This is a genomic window from Brucella haematophila (assembly GCF_005938105.1).
Lineage (GTDB): Bacteria > Pseudomonadota > Alphaproteobacteria > Rhizobiales > Rhizobiaceae > Brucella > Brucella haematophila.
Map to the genome: position 1 here is coordinate 506,616 of NZ_VCPE01000002.1, position 17,700 is coordinate 524,315.

Below are 17,700 nucleotides of genomic sequence, written 5' to 3' on the forward strand. Positions count from 1 at the left end.
ATGCTGCGTGTTTTATTCTATCTGCTGATCGTTGTGGCCCTTGGTTTCGGCTTTGCCTGGCTGGCCGATCGTCCCGGTGAGCTGGATGTCGTTTTTGCAGGCAACCATTACAATGTGCCGCTGATTACAGCGGTCGCCGGTATCGTGGCTATCGTGGCGGCGATCCTGCTTTTGTGGTGGCTGGTAAAGAGCATTATCCAGTCGCCCTACACGCTGCGCCGCCATTTCCGTGCACGCAAGCGCGACCGTGGATATCAGTCGCTTTCGACCGGTCTGATTGCTGCCGGTGCAGGCGATGCCGAGGCAGCGCGCCGTATGACCAAGCAGGCTGGCAAGTTGCTGAATTCCGATCAGGAGCCGCTCATCAAGCTTCTGGAAGCGCAGACGGCGATGCTGGAAGGCCGCACCGACGATGCCCGCAAGGGGTTCGAGGCCATGCTGGAAGACCCGGAAACCAAGCTTCTGGGCTTGCGCGGGCTTTACATCGAGGCGCAGCGCGTTGGCGCGATTGAAGCCGCACGCCACTATGCTTCCGAAGCTGCCAAGCAAGCGCCGCAGCTCGAATGGGCGTCATCTGCGGTTATGGGCCAGTTCTGCGCTGATGGCGATTGGGACGGGGCGCTGAAGCTGGTCGATGCGCGCAAGCAGGCGCTGGCGCACAGCAAGGATACCGTGAAGAAGGAACGCGCCGCGCTGCTGACGGCCAAGGCCATGGCGACGCTGAATGTGGATCACACTCATGCACGCACCATGGCGCTGGAGGCAAACAAGCTCGCGCCAGATCTGGTGCCCGCCGCCGTGGTGGCCGCGCAGGCGCTGTTTACCGATGGCGAAGTGCGCAAGGGTTCCAAGATTCTGGAAGCGGCATGGAAGCGTTTCCCGCATCCGGATATCGCTTCCGCTTATGTCTATGCCCGGGCTGGCGACACGGCGCAGGACCGTTTGAAGCGCGCGCGGCATCTGGTTTCGCTGCGTTCCAACACAGCCGAAGGCAGTCTTGTGCTGGCGCGCGCGGCTTATGAAGCCGGAGATTTCAAGGCAGCGCGCGACAATGCCGATCAGGTGCTGAGGGCTCGCCCAACAGAAAGCGTCTATTTGCTGCTGGCCGATATTGAGGAAGCCGAGACTGGCGATCAGGGCAAGGTGCGTCAGTGGCTTGCCCGCGCGGTCAAGGCGCCGCGCGATCCGGCCTGGACTGCCGACGGCTATGTGTCGGAACGCTGGTCGCCGGTCTCGCCGGTCACTGGTCGCCTGAACAGTTTTGAATGGAAAGTTCCGGTTGTCGAACTTGCCCCGGTTGTTGAGGCGGAAGAGCCGGAAATCAAGGGGCCTGTCCCGGATGCTAAACCGGCAGTGCCCGTGTTGGTAACACCACCTGCTCGCGAAGCGCCAGTGAAAGCCGCTCCGCAGATCGACGTGGTGGAGGCCGAAGTGGTCGTGCCCGTCGCAGAACCCGTGAAAGCCGATGCGCCCGCGCCAGTTCAGAAGCGCGATGAAACTCCGCAACCGCCACTTGATGGAACTTCGTTCGATGATGTCGAAGACGGAGAGGACAAGCGCGGTCATTTCGTCGTGGATGATCCGGGTGTGGATCAAAACAGCACACCGCGCAAGGCGCAGGGTGGTTTGCGCCTGTTCTAAGCCGGTTCCACTTGAATAAAGCGTTGCTTAAAAACAACGCTGGCGACGTCATCTGCTGCGAACCGTCTTTCATGACGGTTTGTCGCGTTGTCTGGCGTGTTTACCCGGTTAGGTTCGCAGATATGAAGGGCAGTGTTTCCCCATGAGGGAGAATCTGCATTGATATGTCTCGCGAGGGTGAATGTTCGATCGTCTGTTGGAATTTTTGAAGGAGCTGCCCGGCAACGGTTTTCGCGACCGCAAGGGAGATATTTCCAAAGACGATCCCAAGCTTGCCGCTGCCGCCCTGTTGTTTCACATCATGGATGTCGATGGTGAGACGCGCGAGAGCGAGCGCAAGAAGCTCGCAGCGATGCTGTCGTTGAAATATAACCTCAAAGGCGATGCGCTGAAGAAGCTGATCAAGGCCGCCGAAGTGGCCGACAGCGAGGCCATCGATTTTTCAAGCTTCACATCCGTTCTCAAGCGTCAGCTGGACTATAATGCGCGGCTCGATTTCGTGGGCCTGATGTGGGAAATGGTCTATGCCGATGGTGATGTCAGCGAAGTGGAAGCGGATGTGACATGGCGTATCGCGGAGCTTATCGGCATCCGTGAAGACGATCGCAATGCTCTTCAGGCGCGGGTGCAAATAGAAAAGGCGAGCCGTAGCTCGCCCTTTTGACCATCAGGTCCGCCCTTGCAGGTGACGGGCCTTGCGTAATTGCGGGAACATAGCTGCCCAGATCATCGCGACCGCGATGGAGCCGACGCCGCCGATGACCACCGCCGGTACTGCACCGAGTGCCGCAGCCATCAGGCCCGCGCGGAATTCGCCCAGTTCGTTCGATGCACCGACAAAGACCATATTCACGGCATTGACGCGTCCGCGAACATGATCCGGTGTCCAGAGCTGCATCAGCGTTTCGCGAATGTAGACGCTGATCATGTCGGCAGCGCCGGCCAGCGCCAGTGCGACGACGGACAACCAGGTCAGTGTTGAAACGCCGAAAATGATGTTGAACAGGCCGAAAAACGCCACGAAGACAAACATCACGCGGCCCGCATGGTCGCGGATCGGATGACCGGCCAGCCAGATTGCGGTGAGAACCGCGCCGATGCCGGGAGCAGAACGCAGCAGGCCAAGCCCCCACGGACCAAGGTCGAGAATATCCCGCGCATAGATCGGCAGTAGTGCGACCGTGCCGCCAAGCAGCACTGCAAAAAGATCGAGCGAGATTGCGCCCAGAACGATCTTTTCTTTCCAGATATAGCGGAAGCCGGCGAGCATGCTCGACATGGAGCGCTCTTCCGTCAGCGTGTGCTGCTTCGGTTTCGGGATAGAGAAGGTGAGAACCGCAGCCGCGATCAGGAAGATCGTGGCCACACAATAGGCCGCAACCGGCGAGATGCCATAAAGCAAGCCGCCCGCGACCGGGCCGACAATGGTTGCAACCTGCCAGGCAGACGAATTCCACGACACCGCATTTGCAAAGTCTTCGGTCGGAACGAGGTTCACGACGAGCGATGCCGATGACGGTCCGAGGAAGGCGCGTGCAATGCCGAAGAGCAGAAGGCAGGCAAACACGGTCATCGGTTCGAACAGGCCCGCCAGCGTCAGTGAGAGCAGCAAAGCCGTGACGACGGCTTCCAGAACCAGCGATAGTCCCATGATCAGACGTCTGCCGAAACGGTCGGCTGTCGCGCCGGTCACCAGAACAAGCAGCAATGCAGGCAGAAACTGCACCAGCCCGACCATACCGAGATTGAAAGCATCGCGGGTCTGGTCATAAATTTGCCAGCCGACCGAAACGCTGACGATCTGCACTGCAAAGGCGCTCAGAAAGCGCGCGCCCCAGTATTTCTTGAATGACGAGTGGCGGAATGCTGCGTAGCGATCCGCAGAAGAAGCATCAGTTGAGGGGGACATTGCTCAAGACATCAAGAGGAAAGATGCTTGTTACTTACAGCATCCTTCCCATGATCGGAATCACTTTTTGGTGGCAAATGTTTCGCCCCTGTTTCTAGTGGTCTGATTCCAACATTTGCATCCCTCGGTTCAAGCGCTGAGCAAATACTGGAATCAAAAGGACCACTAGCAACTATATGTATCTAGTGGATTTTTCGAATTTGACGTTTGAAACAGCATCTATGTCAGTCGGGATTCAAACGTCAAATTCAATCCACCAGGGGCGAAATGTCTTCAATAAAAAAAGGCCGACATGAAGCCGGCCTAGTCGATCCGGGAGGGCGGATCAATCTTTGCCAAGCAGGCCTTTCCAGATGATCGCGCCGAGTGCAGCGCCGATCAAAGGAGCAACCCAGAACAGCCAGAGCTGGCTGAGTGCAGCTGTGTCAGCGAAGAGCGCAACGCCCGTCGAGCGGGCTGGGTTGACCGAAGTATTGGTCACCGGGATCGAAACCAGGTGAATGAGGGTCAGGCCAAGACCAATGGCGATCGGGGCAAAACCTGCCGGAGCAATCGACGAGGTCGAACCCAGAATGATGATGATGAAGAACGCCGTCAGGACGATTTCGATCAGCAGGGCCGATGTCAGGCTATAGCCGCCGGGCGACAATTCACCATAACCGTTGGAAGCAAAGCCCCCAGCCGTAAAGCCGCTTTTCCCCGAAGCGATCAGATAGAGTACTGCCGCCGCAACGATGGCGCCCAGAACCTGTGCAATCCAGTAAGGGATCAGGTCCTTTGCCGGAAGTCTTCCGCCGATCACGAGGCCGAGTGATACAGCCGGATTGAAATGGCCGCCGGAAATGCCGCCCACAGCAAAAGCCATGGTCAGGACAGTGAGACCGAAAGCAAAGGCGACGCCAAGGAAGCCGATGCCAAGTTCAGGAAAAGCCGCAGCGAGCACCGCGCTGCCACAGCCGCCGAAAACCAGCCAAAAAGTTCCGAAAAACTCAGCCGATAGTTTATTCAACATGGAAATCCCCAAGGTTGGTGTAGTGAAACTGGCCGAACGCGAATCAGATAACAAAAACTATATCCTTGTCATATTCTTCCGGCAATATTGTTGAAAGCAAAGAATGATTGTTATGCTTTTCTTCTCGATGCTGTTTTAGCAGTAAAGGCGCAAATTTATCCCAATTATATTGTTGTTTTTATCAAATTTCGCTATAAACAATTGAATTTATTTAAATAATCCGTTTGCCTATTTGTTTAAAATAGAGCGCAGCTTTTTTAGCATATTGCTGCTTTTCCGCATTGATGGGATCACCATCGCTGGTCTCGCCAACGCCTCATTTGCAACGAAGTCCTGACCATGGTCTTCTGTCCTCGGGTCATTGCGAAGGGCGCTGTATGCGCGTTATAAGCGAAGGGTAGGCACGGGGCAGGCCCGCAACCGAAGAACAGCCATTTTCAAAGGCTGTCACAGAGCACGACAGGGAGTTTGCGGTTTGAACACGCATCCGAAGACCAGAGGATCGAGAACCCTAGTGGGCAGCGCTGTGGCAGTGGCGCTGATTTCCGTTCTTTCCGGCTGCACGGCGACCGCATGGACGGAAAAGGTCAAGATCGACTCCACGCCGATGCCGACAGAGTGCGCCGGATGGCAGAAGATCGATCTCAAGCAGCGGACGACGATGGTTCTGCTGCGTCAGGACCCGAAGCTTGTCGTCGATATCGATTCTCACAATCTCAAGGGACGCAATCTCGGCTGCTGGCAGTAAGCCGCAGCTTCAATCCACTCGTGTCATGTGCCCGGCAATCAGGCCGGGCTCGCCATTCGTATATCGACTTTCTCAATCGTGCCGCGCAGGGCAGGCAGCATTGTCTCGAAACGGATATTGCTGCCGGGCCGGATGCTTGTGCGCACCGGTTCCAACAAGCGTTCGCGCTTTTGTCCGTCGCTATAGGTGATGCTGACAATCAGCGCCGGTGGCAGCCGGGTTTCGTGGCTGTCATTCCTGATGCTGGCGCCCACATTCAGCACATTGCCTTCGGCGCGCTTAGCAATATTGCTGGTGATGTCGGTCACTTTCAATGCGGGAACAAGCGGCAGTGAAGGCGATACGGTGGCGACGACATCCGATGACTTGCCTGTCATGATCGTATAGCCGCCCGCCATCCAGAAGGCGGTCGTGGCGCAAAAGGCCACCAGAACCCAATAGGCGGCTCCGGGGCTGCTGGCGGTTTCCGTCACGATTGCGGGCCGATCCGTTTTGCGGAAAAGGGTAAAACCCGGTAGCACACGCGCCGTGGCAGGCTTTTGCCGTTCCGGCAGTACGGTTTCGAATTCGGCATCCTCGACTTCAGCAGCAGGCGACAGACGCCAGCCAGCAGGCTTTGCCGCATGCGGTTGGCCGCGCGCGCTACCTCTGGCTGATGATTGCTTCGCCATCATGAAGTCATCTTCCTCTGTGTTTTCTCGATAGTCCTTGCCAGCCTAGGCTGCCGCAAAATGGTTAATGCTTCGCTCGCGAATATTTTAACGGCCGAAACGGGTCGGATTTAACGCAAGATTAACCATAGAGGGTAAAGGTCGAATGGGTATTGATGCGTGGCGCGTGAAGGCTTCGCGCGCGCGAAGAGCAAAGAGAAACTGACCGGTGATACGTTTCGAGAATGTCGGCCTGAGATATGGAATGGGACCTGAGATCCTCAAGGATGTCAGTTTCCACATACCGCCGCGTTCATTCCAGTTTCTGACTGGCCCTTCAGGCGCCGGCAAGACGTCGCTCATGCGGCTGCTTTTCATGGCGCTGAAGCCGACACGCGGTCTGATCAACGTGTTCGGCAAGGATGTGGCGCGTCTCGATCACAGGCAAGTGCCTCTGCTGCGCCGCCGTATCGGCATTGTGTTTCAGGATTTCCGGCTGCTTGACCACATGACCACTTACGAGAATGTGGCGCTTCCGCTGCGCGTGCGCGGCAAGGAAGAAGCCACCTACCGGCATGAGGTGGAAGAACTGCTGCATTGGGTTGGTCTCGGCGACCGCATGGGTGTTCTGCCGCCGGTTTTGTCCGGCGGTGAGAAGCAGCGCGCAGCCATTGCGCGTGCGCTCATCGATCAGCCGGAACTGCTGCTTGCCGACGAACCGACGGGCAATGTCGATCCGCCGCTCGCCAAGCGCTTGCTGCGCCTTTTCACGGAGCTTAACCGCTCGGGCACTGCTGTCATCATTGCAACGCACGATCTATCCCTGATGGATCAGGTCAATGCGCGCCGCATGATTCTGGAACACGGGCGGCTCGACATCTATGAGTAACACCCGCAGTGGCCGCCCAGGCGGCTGGCAGAAAATTCAGGATGACCTGAAGGTTCGTTTCGAGGACCTGAAGGATATGGTTCTGGTGCGCGTCGGCAAGCGCCGACAGCGCAAGGGGCCAAGCCCGATTGTGCCCGACGGAAGCGTTACCGGTACCGCTTTGGTGACCGTTATCGCGATCATGACCTTTCTCGCCTGCCTGACCATGGGTGGCGTGTCGCTGGTTCGTGCATCGGCTGCCGCCTGGCAGAGCCAGATTGCGCGGGAGGCAACGATCCAGATCCGCCCGGTCGAAGGGCAGGATATTGAAAAAGCCTTGCAGCAGGCGAGCGATATTGCACGCGGCTTTGCGGGCGTGAAGGCGACGAACATCATCGACAAGGATGCCACTGCGCGTCTGCTGGAGCCATGGCTTGGCACCGGCCTCAATATCGATGAACTGCCCGTGCCGCGCCTTGTCGTGGTGACTATCGACGAAAGCGCGCCGCCCGATTTCGGCACCATGCGCACGGAACTGACCCGCGCCATTCCGGCGGCCAGCTTCGACGATCACCGGACCTGGGTGGATCGGCTGGTCTCGATGGCGCATACCACGGTTCTCGTCGGCACCGCCGTCCTGTCGCTGGTCATTGCGGCGACTGTTCTCACCGTCATTTTCGCCACGCGCGGTGCGATGTCCGGCAACAGCCACATCATCGAGGTTCTGCATTTCATCGGTGCGGAATCGAAATTCGTGGCCCGCGAATTCGAGTGGCACTTTTTCCGCACGGCGCTGAAGGGCGCTCTGTTCGGCGGCGCCGCCGCCATGCTGGTTTTCCTGATCTTTTCCTGGTGGGCTTCACGCCATATGGCGACGCCCGAAGGCGATCAGGCCGCTGCCATGTTCGGCAGCTTTGCCATTGGTCGCAGCGGCTATCTCGGTGCCGCTGCCATCATCATTCTGGTCAGTGTCCTGACTATGCTGACCAGCCGCCTGACGGTTATCCGCCAGCTCGCAACCATGGATGGTCCGGGAGTACGCTCCGAATGACAGTCTTTTGGCCCCATACGCTCCGTCGCACGCGAATTCCTGGTAGTTTTCCGAGTTATCGCCGCAATGCTGCGTATGATAGCCAGAGGAACGACGGACGAATCGCGCGCGCATTGGGCGGCGGATACCGGGCGAGTAACGATGCGGTGGCAGAGAAGCGAACAGCGGAAGAGATGCATGCAGGCGCCGTGGTCTGGCGGCGCAGTCCCCCTGTTGTTGCCCCTTCATCCTTGCTGCTTGCGCCAGCCAGATTCCTGTGGTCTGTCATGATGCGTATGCTCAGACGTTTCCAACCCATCTCGATTGTGCTTTTTACGCTGCTTCTGGCTTTTCTCGTCGGCTTTGTCGTCTTCGGCGAGAAGGTGACGAGCATGACGCCGCCGGTGATCAATGAGCCGGCCGATGGTATCGTGGTTCTGACCGGCGGTCAGTCCCGCATTCAGGCGGCGGTCGATCTCTTGCAGGAAAAGCGCGGCAAGCGGCTGCTGATCAGCGGCGTGCACCCTTCGACCAATGAAAAATCCATACAGCGCGCGACCCATGCCGATCCGGGCCTGTTCGACTGCTGTGTCGATCTCGACCGTTCTGCGCGCAACACCGTCGGCAATGCCGAGGAAAGCGAGCATTGGATTCGCAACAACGAATATCATCGGGTGATCGTCGTTACGAACAATTACCATATGCCGCGCAGCATTCTGGAAATGTCCTACCGGATGAAGGACGTGGAATTCGTGCCCTACCCAGTGGTGAACGGCGACGGTCGCGAGCAAAGCTGGGTGGCCGAAGGCGACACATTGCGCGTGCTCTTCGTTGAATATGTCAAATATCTGGGCGCGGTCGTGCGCGTTGGCACGTCAGAGATTTTCGGCTTCGACATTCTCGACGGCGTGGTCGGTCAGAAGATCAATCGGTAACAAATAGGAAAATCCCGGCGGTCAGTCACCGTTTTCTGTATGGAAAATGGGGTAGTTCCTGATATACGAGTGCCCGAGATTTCGGAAAACGCAGGCCTGACAGTTTTTCGGGATTATGGTCTGACTGTTTGTTTTGAGCCCATCACTTCCGAAACCGTTTCACACTGTTCGGGATGTGCTCTAGCCAGGATACTCGCCGACACGATGCTTCTCTACCTGCGCTCAATCCTCTTCAACGCTGCGTTTTACATCTGCACCCTGGTTCAGATGATCCTTTATACGCCTTTCTATTTTCTGCTGCCGCGCAAGAAGGCATGGATCGTGCCGAAACTCTGGGCGCGGGTTAATCTGTGGCTTCAGAAGGTCATTGTCGGTACGGATTTCGTCATCGAGGGGCTCGAGAATATTCCGGAGGGCGCCTATATCTGCGCGCCCAAGCACCAGTCTGCCTGGGATACTTATGCCTTCCTGCCTTATCTGGATGATCCGGTTCTGATCCTGAAGCGCGAATTGATGCGCATCCCGCTGTTCGGCTGGTACATCGCCAAGATGGAGATGATCCCGGTGGATCGCGGATCGCGTGTGAAGGCGCTGCATTCGATCACCAAGGGCGCGGAAAAAGCCATCGCCGAAGGACGTCAGATTCTGATCTATCCCGAAGGCACGCGCCGGTCGCCAGGTGCGCCGCCGCAATATAAATACGGCATCGTGCATCTTTACGATGCGCTCGATCTGCCGGTCTTGCCGATTGCGCATAATGCCGGGCTCTACTGGCCGCGCCGCAAGTTCCTGCGTTTTCCGGGCACCGTGCGCTGCCGAGTTCTGCCCCCGATTCCGCCGGGGCTTGAAAAGGAAGAGTTTCTGCGCCGTCTGATCGAAACCACCGAGACGGCCTGCGACGAGCTTCTGGTTGCGGCAAGCCGCGACCCCAACCCACCCCCGATGCCACCGACAGCTGTTGAGCGCTTGAAGGAGCTGGGCGTTTCCCCTCGCGGTTAAACGTCCGAAGCCTTCATGTTCAACTTAAGTTAAACGACAATTAGTCGCGTTTTGTTGAAGTTTCGTTTTTCTTGCACGGAAACATGAAACCCGGTATCAGAGCGCGACACGAAAGGACCCATCATGAATATTGATGCCATTTCCATCGGAACCAATCCTCCCGAAGACGTCAACGTCATCATCGAAGTTCCGGTCGGCGGCCAGCCGATCAAGTACGAGATGGACAAGAAGTCCGGGGCTCTGATCGTTGACCGTTTTCTCTACACGCCGATGACCTATCCGGGCAATTACGGTTTCGTACCGCACACGCTCTCGGAAGACGGCGATCCGATTGACGTTCTCGTCTGCAACACCCGTCCGCTGGTACCGGGTTCTGTGATCAATGTCCGCCCGATCGGCGTTCTGGTCATGGAAGACAATTCCGGCAAGGACGAAAAGATCATCGCCGTTCCGTCGCCGCATCTGACGCGCCGTTACGAGAAGATCCATGATTACACGGATATGCCGGAAATCACGCTGAAGCAGATTGCGCATTTCTTCGAGCACTACAAGGATCTGGAACCCGGCAAGTGGGTCAAGATCGGCGATTGGGGCGATGAACACTACGCTCGCAAGTTCATCGTTGAAGCGATCGAACGCGCCAAGGGCAAATAATCCGGGCGAGCAATCGCCGGTTTGCATTATGGTTTAAAACAAAAGCGCCCGATGATTCATCGGGCGCTTTTGTTTTCAGGCTCTGGTTTGCCGATCAGAGGAAGAGCGGCAGCAGTGTCGTCCACATGAACTGGCGAATGAAGAAGATGATCAGGAGCAGGATGATCGGCGAAATGTCGATCCCGCCGAGATTGGGCAGGAGATTTCGGATCGGGCGTAGAACCGGCTCGGTCACCTTGTAGAGAAACTCTCCGACCGAGGCCACGAAGCGATTGCTGGAATTGACGACATTGAACGCATAGAGCCACGAATAGATGGCGCTGGCGATGATGATCCACGTGTAGATGTCGAGCGCCAGATCAATGGTGCGGAACAATGCAATCATGAGTGTCTGTCTCCTTGACGATTGGCCGAGATGTAGCGATTGCTGCGATTGAGGACAAGTGCCCGATAGAGTGTCGGCTCAACTTTCGTGACCGAATTATCGTGCAGAAGCGCCGTTCAATCCCGTTTTGGTCCTATTTATTCACAGATCACCCCATATTCAGTATAGCTGTGATGATATGCGAACAAAAAATTAGAGCATACTAATATTATGTGCAGTGTTGCTATGCTCTGTAATAAATGCCAAGTGAACTGAACAGTGCTGACGGGTGTTTGGCTGAACGGATAAAACGGCAATGAGTATTTCAGAGAATGGTCGCGATCCCTATAAGGACCGCAAAAGCATCGAGTTTTCTTTCCGCGCCAAACGGTTTGCTCATATCCAGAAACTGATTGAAGCCGCACTTGCCGAAAAGCCGGAAGGCGAAAAGGTCGAGATTCTCGATCTCGGCGGATCGGAAAAATATTGGCTGATTGGCGAAGCCTTCATTGAAGCCAATCGCGATCGCCTGCATTTCACGCTGATCAATCCTGAGAAACAGGAAGAGAAGGACACGGAAACCTTCACCTTTCTGGTTGGAGACGCGACCGATCCGGCACTTTTTGCCGGGCGGACTTTCGACGTCGTCCATTCCAACTCGGTCATCGAACATGTTGGCGACTGGGCTGCCATCACGCGGTTTGCTGAAAACACCCGCAGGCTCGGCAAGCGCTATTATATGCAGACGCCGAATTACTGGTTCCCTTACGAGCCGCATTTCCGCTTTATCGGATTTCAGTGGCTGCCGGTTCCGGTGCGCATCTGGCTGATGACCAAAATGCGGCTCGGCTTTTTCCCGCGTCAGGAAACCGCCGATGAAGCGCGCTTTCACGTGGAATCGATCCGCCTTCTGACCACGGGACAGGTGCGCAAGCTCTTCCCGGATGCACAGATCGAATTTGAGAAGATTGCCGGACTGGCGAAATCCATTCTCGCGATCAGGGGATGATTGTCATCCTCTGATGCGTCCTGTCAGTCGAAATCACGCGGCTGGCGTGATTTCGAGGCGATCAGATTGCCGACATGCTCCAGCGCGTGATCGCGCACGCGCATGTCATGCAGATGCTTTAGCGTATTGGCCACATAGTCGATATTTGCGCCAGACTCGCCATGTGCGGAGGCAACAATTGCCGCTGCATCCTCGGCCTTGAGCGCACCGGCATATTGCACATGGCGGCGGTCGGCCACATAGACCAGCCCCTGAACATCGCGTCCGTCGTGAAGGCGCAGCCGCAGCTTCTTTTCATGATAGACATTGTTCGACATTTCGCGTTCGCGCAGATAGACCATCACTTCGTCGGTCATTTCGCCCGGCACGCGAAAGGCCATGCCGAGGCAGGACCCGCCCGCGTCGAGGCCAAGCACCAGTCCGGGATGGTCGGGCGAGCCGCGATGAAAATGCGAATAGATGCACAGGCTGCGACGATAGCCGTGCAGGCGGGCGCGAACGGTTTCCACATGTGCGAAACCGGGACGCCACATCAGCGAGCCATAGCCAAAAACCCAGAAATCACTCGTCCGCTTTTCATCGATGTGTTTTGTCATGATGATATAATATTTGCCGTCTTTTGTTCGATTTCCATGGGTAATTGATGGATATCCCTCGTTTTTTCTGAAGCTCCACTTCACAAGACTCAATCCTGCCATAATATGGCCACCAGTGAGGTTGAGCAAAACACTGTATCGAAAGATGCGTCGCTGGCGGCTTTGCCGCTTCTCAGGCTCAACTCTCTGACCGACATAAGGTTTTTCGATGATGCATCCCGGGACGGAAGCTGGAACAGGGCAACGGAAGTCCAGAAAGCGCCCGATTGCGCTTGGCATTTTCCTGATCGTTCTCGTCGCCGGCTATACAGCCGGGTGGTTTTATGTGGCCGATCGCCTGCAAACGCGCGCGACGGCAGACATGGCCAAGCTTTCTGCTCAGGGCATCGGTGTGCGCTGCGAGGATTTGCGCACCAGCGGTTATCCGCTCCGCGTCAATGTGGTGTGTGACAGCATTTCCTGGCAGAAGCCAAGCGCTGGCATGGCATTCCGCGCCGGGCGTTTCACCTCCGGCTCGCCTGTCTATGCGCCACGCTCGCTCAGCAACGATCTGACCGGCCCCGCCTTTATCGAATTCCCCGGCTTGCAGCCGCTTGAAGTCAACTGGAGCAAGTTCAACTCCAACACCCGGCTTGCCCGCCCGTTCCCGACCGAGATTGCGCTGGAAGCCCGCGACGTCGTCGTCGGTCGCCGCACGGAAACCACGACGACGGAACCGCTCAGCAGTCTGGAACAGATGGATTTCAGCATGAGCGCTGCCGATGGCGCGCTGAAGCTGACTGGACGTTTTGCAGGACTGAAGCTCGCAGCACCCGTGATCGGTAACGCCAAGAGCCCCGAGATCGACGGTGTTGCCGATATCGAGATCGCCGATGCCGCCACGCTTCTGGGGTCTGGTTCTTCCGATTTCAGTCAGCGCCTGCGCGGCCATAGCGGCACGATCCATCAGGCGTTTCTTTCCATGCCCAATGGGGCCATGGTATCGCTGACCGGCCCGTTCTCCGTCGATGACGACGGGCTGATCAATGCTGATGTGAAGCTGACGCTGGTCAATGCCCAGTCGCTGGCGCAGGCAGGCCAGACGGTTTTCCCGGAGCAGGGCAGCAATATCGCCACCATCCTCTTCGCGCTCTCCGCCATGCCGAAAGACGAAAACGGCAACCCCATGCTGGAGATTGCCGTTCGCAAGGGCAGGGCCAATGCCGGGTTCATTCCGCTTGGGCGGTTACCGGCGTTGTAGGGGAGTAGGGGAATAAGGGAGTAGGGCAGTATGTTTTTACTGCCCTAGAGCATTTCCAGCAAAAGTGCGTAGCGCCTACGCAAGGACATCAGTCCACTGGACTGATTTCTGATCCTGCTTCGATGCGTAGGATAATGCGTAAAAACAAATAGATAGAACGGTTCCACGATTCCGTTTTAACCGGAACCGCTCTATCTGTTGCCTTACTTCTTTTCGTTTGAACGCGTTGCAGCCTGACGGCCAAAGTCCGGCGCATCCACTTCCTGACCTGCATCGATAATGCCGCGGCGGACCGCACGTGTGCGCGTGAAGAGGTCGAACAGGGCCTCTCCGTCACCCCAGCGGATCGAGCGCTGCAATGAAGCGAGATCTTCCGAGAACCGCCCCAGCATTTCAAGGATAGCGTCCTTGTTATGCAGGCAGACATCGCGCCACATGGTCGGGTCGGATGCCGCCAGACGCGTGAAATCGCGGAAACCGGATGCGGAATATTTGATGACTTCCGACTTCGTCACCTGTTCCAGATCGCTGGCCGTGCCGACGATGTTGTAGGCGATGATATGCGGCAGATGCGAGACGATGGCCAGCACCAGATCATGGTGCTGCGGGTCCATGTGATCGAGCCGCGAACCGCAGGCCGTCCAGAAGGCGGTGAGCTTTTCCAGCGCGGCTTCATCCGTATCTGGAAGAGGCGTGAGGATGCACCAGCGATTGTTGAACAGTTCGGCAAAGCCCGCATCCGGTCCGGAATATTCCGTTCCGGCCAGCGGGTGGCCCGGAATGAAATGCACATTGGCGGGCAGTTCAGGCTGCATCTGCGCGATGACGGAAGCCTTGGTGGAGCCGACATCGGTGACGATGGCGCCCGGCTTCAGGCTTGCGGCAATCTGCTTTGCGACGGTGCCGGAAGAACCGACCGGCACCGAGACGATAACCAGATCGGCATCCTTGACCGCCTCGGCGCTGTCGGTCGTGTAGCTGTCGCCGAGGGCCAGTTCCTCGGCGCGCTTCAGGGTCTCGGCGCTGCGGGTTGCGATGGCGATATGGTTTGCAAGGCCTTCGCGACGAATGACGCGCGCCAGCGACGAACCGATGAGGCCGATACCGATCAGCGCGATTTTATCAAAATGGATCGTGGACATTGATCTTACTTTAAAAACTCAGTGAGTGCGGCGACTACGCCGCGATTGGCTTCTTCCGGTCCGACAGTCATGCGCAGCGCATTGGGGAAACCGTATCCGCCAACGCGGCGCAGAATATAACCGCGCTTGGAAAGCCACTCATCCGCCTTGTCCGCCGAGTGCGCGGCGTCTTCGGGGAAATGGATCAGAAGGAAGTTCGTTACCGAAGGCGTGACCCGAAGGCCGAGCTTGGTGAACTCATCCGTCAGCCAGTTCAGCCAGGTGTCATTATAGGCGACCGACTTTTCGACATGGTTGCGATCGCGAATGGCCGCAGCACCCGCTGCAATGGCGGGGGCGTTCATGTTGAACGGACCGCGAATGCGATTGACCGCGTCAATCACATGGGCAGGCGCATACATCCAGCCGATCCGCAGGCCCGGAAGGCCGTGAATCTTCGAGAAGGTACGGGTCATCACGACATTTTCGTTCGACGAAACGAGTTCGAGGCCAGCCTCGTAATCGTTGCGGCGGACATATTCGGCATAGGCCGCGTCGAGGATGAAGAGGACATGCTTCGGCAGGCCCGCATGCAAGCGGCGCACTTCCTCGAACGGCAGATAGGTGCCGGTCGGGTTGGCCGGATTGGCAATGAAAACGATCTTGGTGCGCGGCGTAATGCCAGCAAGAATGGCATCGACGTCGATGCGCTCATTGCTTTCCTTCACTGTCACCGGTGTTGCACCGGCTGCCAGCGTCTGGATCTTGTAAACGGCAAAGCCATGCTCGGTGATGATGGCTTCATCGCCGGGCGCAAGATAGGTCTGGCAGAGAAGGCCAAGCAACTCGTCCGAACCGTTGCCGCACAGGATATTGCCAATGTTCAACCCTTGCGTTTCGGCAATGGCCTCACGCAGCGCGAGCGCCTGTCCGTCGGGATAAAGCTCCAGCTTTTCGCCCGCGTATCGATAGGCCTCCACCGCATGGGGGCTGGGGCCGATCGGCGTCTCGTTGGAGGAGAGCTTATAGACCTTGGCAACGCCTTCCACATGTTCCTTGCCAGGCACGTAGGCTGCAATGTTGAGCAGGCCGGCCTTGGGCTGGGGACGGGAAAGGTTTTGCTGATCGGTCATGATTTTGGCTCCGCCAAAAGAACAGTGTTGCTTAACGGGACGCTCAAGGGATTTGAGCCCCGATGCGACATAAACCGCCATGGGCGGGAAGTCGAGAAAAACCTTGTTTTCAAGGGAAAAGCGTCAGGTTTCCGCTTCTTTCTGCTTTGTTTTGCGCAGGCCCCCGACGGGGGTTCCAAGCACTGGCACGAAAACACGGCGGGACGAACGCTGCGCAACCGGCAGGCCCTGATAGAGACGCTTCTGTGCCTCCACGACCAGAACGCCGGAGAAAAGCGGCCACAGCCGCCGCCCCATGCCTTCCAGCGCCAGACAGGGGCGCATCAACCAACGGCGCGTGGCGGGTGGAAAATGCAGCGCGTCGCTGACGGTGTTGACCGTGAAATTGGCTTCACGCAACAAGGTGGAAAGCTGGTCGCGGCTATAGGGCCGCCCGCTGCCGAAAGGTGTGTGCTCGAAGCGGGCCCAGACACCGCGGCGGTTCGGCACGACAATCACCAGCCGACCGTTGGGGGCGAGTACACGCCACATTTCCTTCAGCGTTTCCGGCGCGTTTTCCGCATATTCCAGTGCATGCACCATCAAAACACGGTCGATGGAGGAATCCGGCAGCGGCAGTTCTTCATCGAAGACCAAAGCCGTACTGGATTTGTCGGCTGACGGCCAGGCAATGGCACCTTGTCCGGCTGGCATGAAGGCAAAAGTGCGCTCGGTATCGGCGCTGAACCGGTCAAGATAGGGGAGGCAGTAGCCCATTCCGACGAGACGCTCACCCGGTACGCGTTCCCACAAACCTGCAATCGCCATGCGTATGGCGCGCTCAGCCAAATGACCGAGTGTCGTGTCGTAAAAGGAGCGCAGTTCGATAATGTCCGGATGCATCCGGGCACGCTATATCAAATCCTGTCAGCGGGGAATGGATATAAGAGCCTGTTCCAAAAGTCGCCCTGTGTGGCTGCAAATGGCAATTTTCTGCATTCCGGTGCTCACGTACCTTTAAGTACGCTCCGCTCCGGTACTCGAAAATCACCATTTTCGCACACACATGCCGTTTTTTGCTTCAGTCTCTAAGCCTGAGCTTGTTCACAGGCGGGGTGCATTTTTCTCAAACCATGCTATAGAGCGTGCCTTCTGCATGACAGCGCCTTCCGACAGTCTGAAACGGCTTCGGGTGTGAGAAGTACAGCAAACGATCAGGAGAGAACCGACAATGCCAGAAGTCGGCGGCAAGACGATAGAAGTTCTGTTCAGCCCGGAAGATATTGCCGGTCGCAATCTTGAGCTGGCGAAGGCTATTGCCGAACGCAAGTTTCACAATCTGCTGACGATTTCCATTCTCAAAGGCTCGTTCATTTTCGCAGCCGACCTCATCCGCGCCATGCATGATGCAGGCGTTGAACCGGATGTCGAGTTCATTACCGTTTCCAGCTATGGCAAGGGCACGACCAGCACCGAGGTTCGCCTGCTGCGTGATATCGACAGCGAAGTTCGTGACCGCGACGTGCTGCTGATCGACGATATTCTGGAATCAGGCAAGACGCTCAAATTCGTCCGCGAACTGATGCTGGAACGTGGTGCGCGCAGCGTCAGCATCGCTGTCCTGCTCGACAAGAGCGTGCGCCGCAAGGTCGATCTGGAAGCTGATTTCGTCGCCTTCGAATGCCCGGATTATTTTGTCGTCGGCTACGGCATGGACGTGGCCCATTCGTTCCGGCAGTTGCCTTATGTCGGGCACGTCAAGGACTGAGCGGCAAATCCGCAATGCCGGGCTGCAAAGAGCGCTTTTCTGTG

At 57.2% G+C, this 17,700-nt stretch carries 19 protein-coding genes; 11 read left to right on the top strand and 8 right to left on the bottom strand.

Annotated elements, in window-relative coordinates; translation table 11 throughout:
* The gene (locus FGI60_RS05115) at positions 1–1,641 is read left to right on the top strand and encodes a heme biosynthesis protein HemY (protein ID WP_138784197.1); all 1,641 of its coding nucleotides are present in this window, start codon (positions 1–3) and stop codon (positions 1,639–1,641) included.
* Between the two features lie 181 nt (positions 1,642–1,822).
* Positions 1,823–2,305, top strand: a complete 483-nt coding sequence (locus tag FGI60_RS05120) for a tellurite resistance TerB family protein (RefSeq protein WP_138784198.1) — start codon at positions 1,823–1,825, stop codon at positions 2,303–2,305.
* Positions 2,306–2,308: 3 nt separating this feature from the next.
* Here FGI60_RS05120 and FGI60_RS05125 read toward each other — a convergent pair whose 3' ends face one another.
* Together FGI60_RS05125 and aqpZ are read right to left on the bottom strand one after the other, a co-directional pair.
* Entirely contained in the window at positions 2,309–3,550 is a 1,242-nt protein-coding gene (locus tag FGI60_RS05125) for an MFS transporter (RefSeq protein WP_078337527.1), read from the bottom strand.
* A gap of 325 nt (positions 3,551–3,875) precedes the next feature.
* Positions 3,876–4,562: an aquaporin Z gene (gene aqpZ / locus FGI60_RS05135; protein WP_138784199.1), complete on the bottom strand. Its 687-nt coding sequence runs from the start codon at positions 4,560–4,562 to the stop codon at positions 3,876–3,878.
* A gap of 514 nt (positions 4,563–5,076) precedes the next feature.
* Here aqpZ and FGI60_RS05140 point away from each other — a divergent pair.
* Positions 5,077–5,310, top strand: coding sequence for a hypothetical protein (locus FGI60_RS05140; protein WP_374843078.1), 234 nt, complete (start codon positions 5,077–5,079; stop codon positions 5,308–5,310).
* A gap of 38 nt (positions 5,311–5,348) precedes the next feature.
* Here the strand turns inward: FGI60_RS05140 and FGI60_RS05145 are convergent, their stop codons facing one another.
* Positions 5,349–5,984, bottom strand: coding sequence for a hypothetical protein (locus FGI60_RS05145; protein ID WP_138784201.1), 636 nt, complete (start codon positions 5,982–5,984; stop codon positions 5,349–5,351).
* Between the two features lie 241 nt (positions 5,985–6,225).
* Between FGI60_RS05145 and ftsE the strand changes: the two genes are divergently transcribed.
* The 5 genes from ftsE (at position 6,226) to ppa (ending at position 10,446) form a co-directional block, all read left to right on the top strand.
* Positions 6,226–6,849, top strand: coding sequence for a cell division ATP-binding protein FtsE (ftsE, locus tag FGI60_RS05150; RefSeq protein WP_235889735.1), 624 nt, complete (start codon positions 6,226–6,228; stop codon positions 6,847–6,849).
* Positions 6,842–7,879: a cell division protein FtsX gene (locus FGI60_RS05155; protein ID WP_138784202.1), complete on the top strand. Its 1,038-nt coding sequence runs from the start codon at positions 6,842–6,844 to the stop codon at positions 7,877–7,879. Before ftsE ends, FGI60_RS05155 begins: the two co-directional genes overlap by 8 nt.
* Entirely contained in the window at positions 7,876–8,793 is a 918-nt protein-coding gene (locus FGI60_RS05160; RefSeq protein WP_138784203.1) for a YdcF family protein, read from the top strand. The genes FGI60_RS05155 and FGI60_RS05160 overlap by 4 nt, the downstream gene beginning before the upstream one ends.
* Positions 8,794–8,997: 204 nt before the next feature.
* Complete coding sequence (locus tag FGI60_RS05165; RefSeq protein ID WP_138784204.1) at positions 8,998–9,792, top strand: lysophospholipid acyltransferase family protein; 795 nt, start codon at positions 8,998–9,000, stop codon at positions 9,790–9,792.
* A gap of 123 nt (positions 9,793–9,915) precedes the next feature.
* The gene (gene ppa / locus FGI60_RS05170) at positions 9,916–10,446 is read left to right on the top strand and encodes an inorganic diphosphatase (RefSeq protein ID WP_138784205.1); all 531 of its coding nucleotides are present in this window, start codon (positions 9,916–9,918) and stop codon (positions 10,444–10,446) included.
* Positions 10,447–10,540: 94 nt separating this feature from the next.
* On the opposite strand, the gene FGI60_RS05175 is transcribed toward ppa, so the two are convergent.
* The gene (locus tag FGI60_RS05175; RefSeq protein ID WP_078337518.1) at positions 10,541–10,831 is read right to left on the bottom strand and encodes a YggT family protein; all 291 of its coding nucleotides are present in this window, start codon (positions 10,829–10,831) and stop codon (positions 10,541–10,543) included.
* 295 nt (positions 10,832–11,126) lie between these two features.
* Between FGI60_RS05175 and FGI60_RS05180 the strand changes: the two genes are divergently transcribed.
* Positions 11,127–11,819 carry a methyltransferase domain-containing protein gene (locus FGI60_RS05180; RefSeq protein WP_138784206.1) on the top strand — a complete coding sequence of 231 codons (693 nt, stop codon included), beginning with the start codon at positions 11,127–11,129 and terminating at the stop codon, positions 11,817–11,819.
* Positions 11,820–11,842: 23 nt separating this feature from the next.
* On the opposite strand, the gene FGI60_RS05185 is transcribed toward FGI60_RS05180, so the two are convergent.
* Positions 11,843–12,415: a gamma-glutamylcyclotransferase gene (locus FGI60_RS05185; protein WP_138784207.1), complete on the bottom strand. Its 573-nt coding sequence runs from the start codon at positions 12,413–12,415 to the stop codon at positions 11,843–11,845.
* Positions 12,416–12,626: 211 nt separating this feature from the next.
* Here FGI60_RS05185 and FGI60_RS05190 point away from each other — a divergent pair, with 211 nt between their 5' ends.
* Positions 12,627–13,655: a DUF2125 domain-containing protein gene (locus FGI60_RS05190; protein WP_138784244.1), complete on the top strand. Its 1,029-nt coding sequence runs from the start codon at positions 12,627–12,629 to the stop codon at positions 13,653–13,655.
* A 203-nt stretch (positions 13,656–13,858) separates the two neighbouring features.
* Here the strand turns inward: FGI60_RS05190 and FGI60_RS05195 are convergent, their stop codons facing one another.
* The 3 genes from FGI60_RS05195 to FGI60_RS05205 all read right to left on the bottom strand — a co-directional run bounded on the left by FGI60_RS05195 (position 13,859) and on the right by FGI60_RS05205 (position 16,791).
* Positions 13,859–14,797, bottom strand: a complete 939-nt coding sequence (locus tag FGI60_RS05195) for a prephenate/arogenate dehydrogenase family protein (protein ID WP_138784208.1) — start codon at positions 14,795–14,797, stop codon at positions 13,859–13,861.
* A gap of 5 nt (positions 14,798–14,802) precedes the next feature.
* A complete protein-coding gene (gene hisC / locus FGI60_RS05200) occupies positions 14,803–15,909 on the bottom strand; it encodes a histidinol-phosphate transaminase (RefSeq protein ID WP_138784209.1) in 1,107 nt (368 codons plus the stop codon).
* 123 nt (positions 15,910–16,032) lie between these two features.
* Positions 16,033–16,791, bottom strand: a complete 759-nt coding sequence (locus FGI60_RS05205) for a methyltransferase domain-containing protein (protein ID WP_138784210.1) — start codon at positions 16,789–16,791, stop codon at positions 16,033–16,035.
* A gap of 328 nt (positions 16,792–17,119) precedes the next feature.
* Here FGI60_RS05205 and hpt point away from each other — a divergent pair, with 328 nt between their 5' ends.
* Positions 17,120–17,656 carry a hypoxanthine phosphoribosyltransferase gene (gene hpt / locus FGI60_RS05215; RefSeq protein ID WP_078337512.1) on the top strand — a complete coding sequence of 179 codons (537 nt, stop codon included), beginning with the start codon at positions 17,120–17,122 and terminating at the stop codon, positions 17,654–17,656.
* Positions 17,657–17,700: the final 44 nt, after the last annotated feature.

Excerpts from the sequence above, each read along its gene's own strand:
- hisC (WP_138784209.1), bottom strand. The coding sequence starts at position 15,909 with ATGACCGATCAGCAAAACCTTTCCCGTCCCCAGCCCAAGGCCGGCCTG.
- hpt (WP_078337512.1), top strand. The coding sequence starts at position 17,120 with ATGCCAGAAGTCGGCGGCAAGACGATAGAAGTTCTGTTCAGCCCGGAA.
- FGI60_RS05180 (WP_138784206.1), top strand. The coding sequence starts at position 11,127 with ATGAGTATTTCAGAGAATGGTCGCGATCCCTATAAGGACCGCAAAAGC.
- FGI60_RS05195 (WP_138784208.1), bottom strand. The coding sequence starts at position 14,797 with ATGTCCACGATCCATTTTGATAAAATCGCGCTGATCGGTATCGGCCTC.
- FGI60_RS05190 (WP_138784244.1), top strand. The coding sequence starts at position 12,627 with ATGCATCCCGGGACGGAAGCTGGAACAGGGCAACGGAAGTCCAGAAAG.
- ftsE (WP_235889735.1), top strand. The coding sequence starts at position 6,226 with ATGGGACCTGAGATCCTCAAGGATGTCAGTTTCCACATACCGCCGCGT.
- FGI60_RS05185 (WP_138784207.1), bottom strand. The coding sequence starts at position 12,415 with ATGACAAAACACATCGATGAAAAGCGGACGAGTGATTTCTGGGTTTTT.
- FGI60_RS05120 (WP_138784198.1), top strand. The coding sequence starts at position 1,823 with ATGTTCGATCGTCTGTTGGAATTTTTGAAGGAGCTGCCCGGCAACGGT.
- FGI60_RS05205 (WP_138784210.1), bottom strand. The coding sequence starts at position 16,791 with ATGCATCCGGACATTATCGAACTGCGCTCCTTTTACGACACGACACTC.
- FGI60_RS05165 (WP_138784204.1), top strand. The coding sequence starts at position 8,998 with ATGCTTCTCTACCTGCGCTCAATCCTCTTCAACGCTGCGTTTTACATC.
- aqpZ (WP_138784199.1), bottom strand. The coding sequence starts at position 4,562 with ATGTTGAATAAACTATCGGCTGAGTTTTTCGGAACTTTTTGGCTGGTT.
- FGI60_RS05155 (WP_138784202.1), top strand. The coding sequence starts at position 6,842 with ATGAGTAACACCCGCAGTGGCCGCCCAGGCGGCTGGCAGAAAATTCAG.
- FGI60_RS05125 (WP_078337527.1), bottom strand. The coding sequence starts at position 3,550 with ATGTCCCCCTCAACTGATGCTTCTTCTGCGGATCGCTACGCAGCATTC.
- FGI60_RS05115 (WP_138784197.1), top strand. The coding sequence starts at position 1 with ATGCTGCGTGTTTTATTCTATCTGCTGATCGTTGTGGCCCTTGGTTTC.
- FGI60_RS05175 (WP_078337518.1), bottom strand. The coding sequence starts at position 10,831 with ATGATTGCATTGTTCCGCACCATTGATCTGGCGCTCGACATCTACACG.
- ppa (WP_138784205.1), top strand. The coding sequence starts at position 9,916 with ATGAATATTGATGCCATTTCCATCGGAACCAATCCTCCCGAAGACGTC.
- FGI60_RS05145 (WP_138784201.1), bottom strand. The coding sequence starts at position 5,984 with ATGATGGCGAAGCAATCATCAGCCAGAGGTAGCGCGCGCGGCCAACCG.
- FGI60_RS05160 (WP_138784203.1), top strand. The coding sequence starts at position 7,876 with ATGACAGTCTTTTGGCCCCATACGCTCCGTCGCACGCGAATTCCTGGT.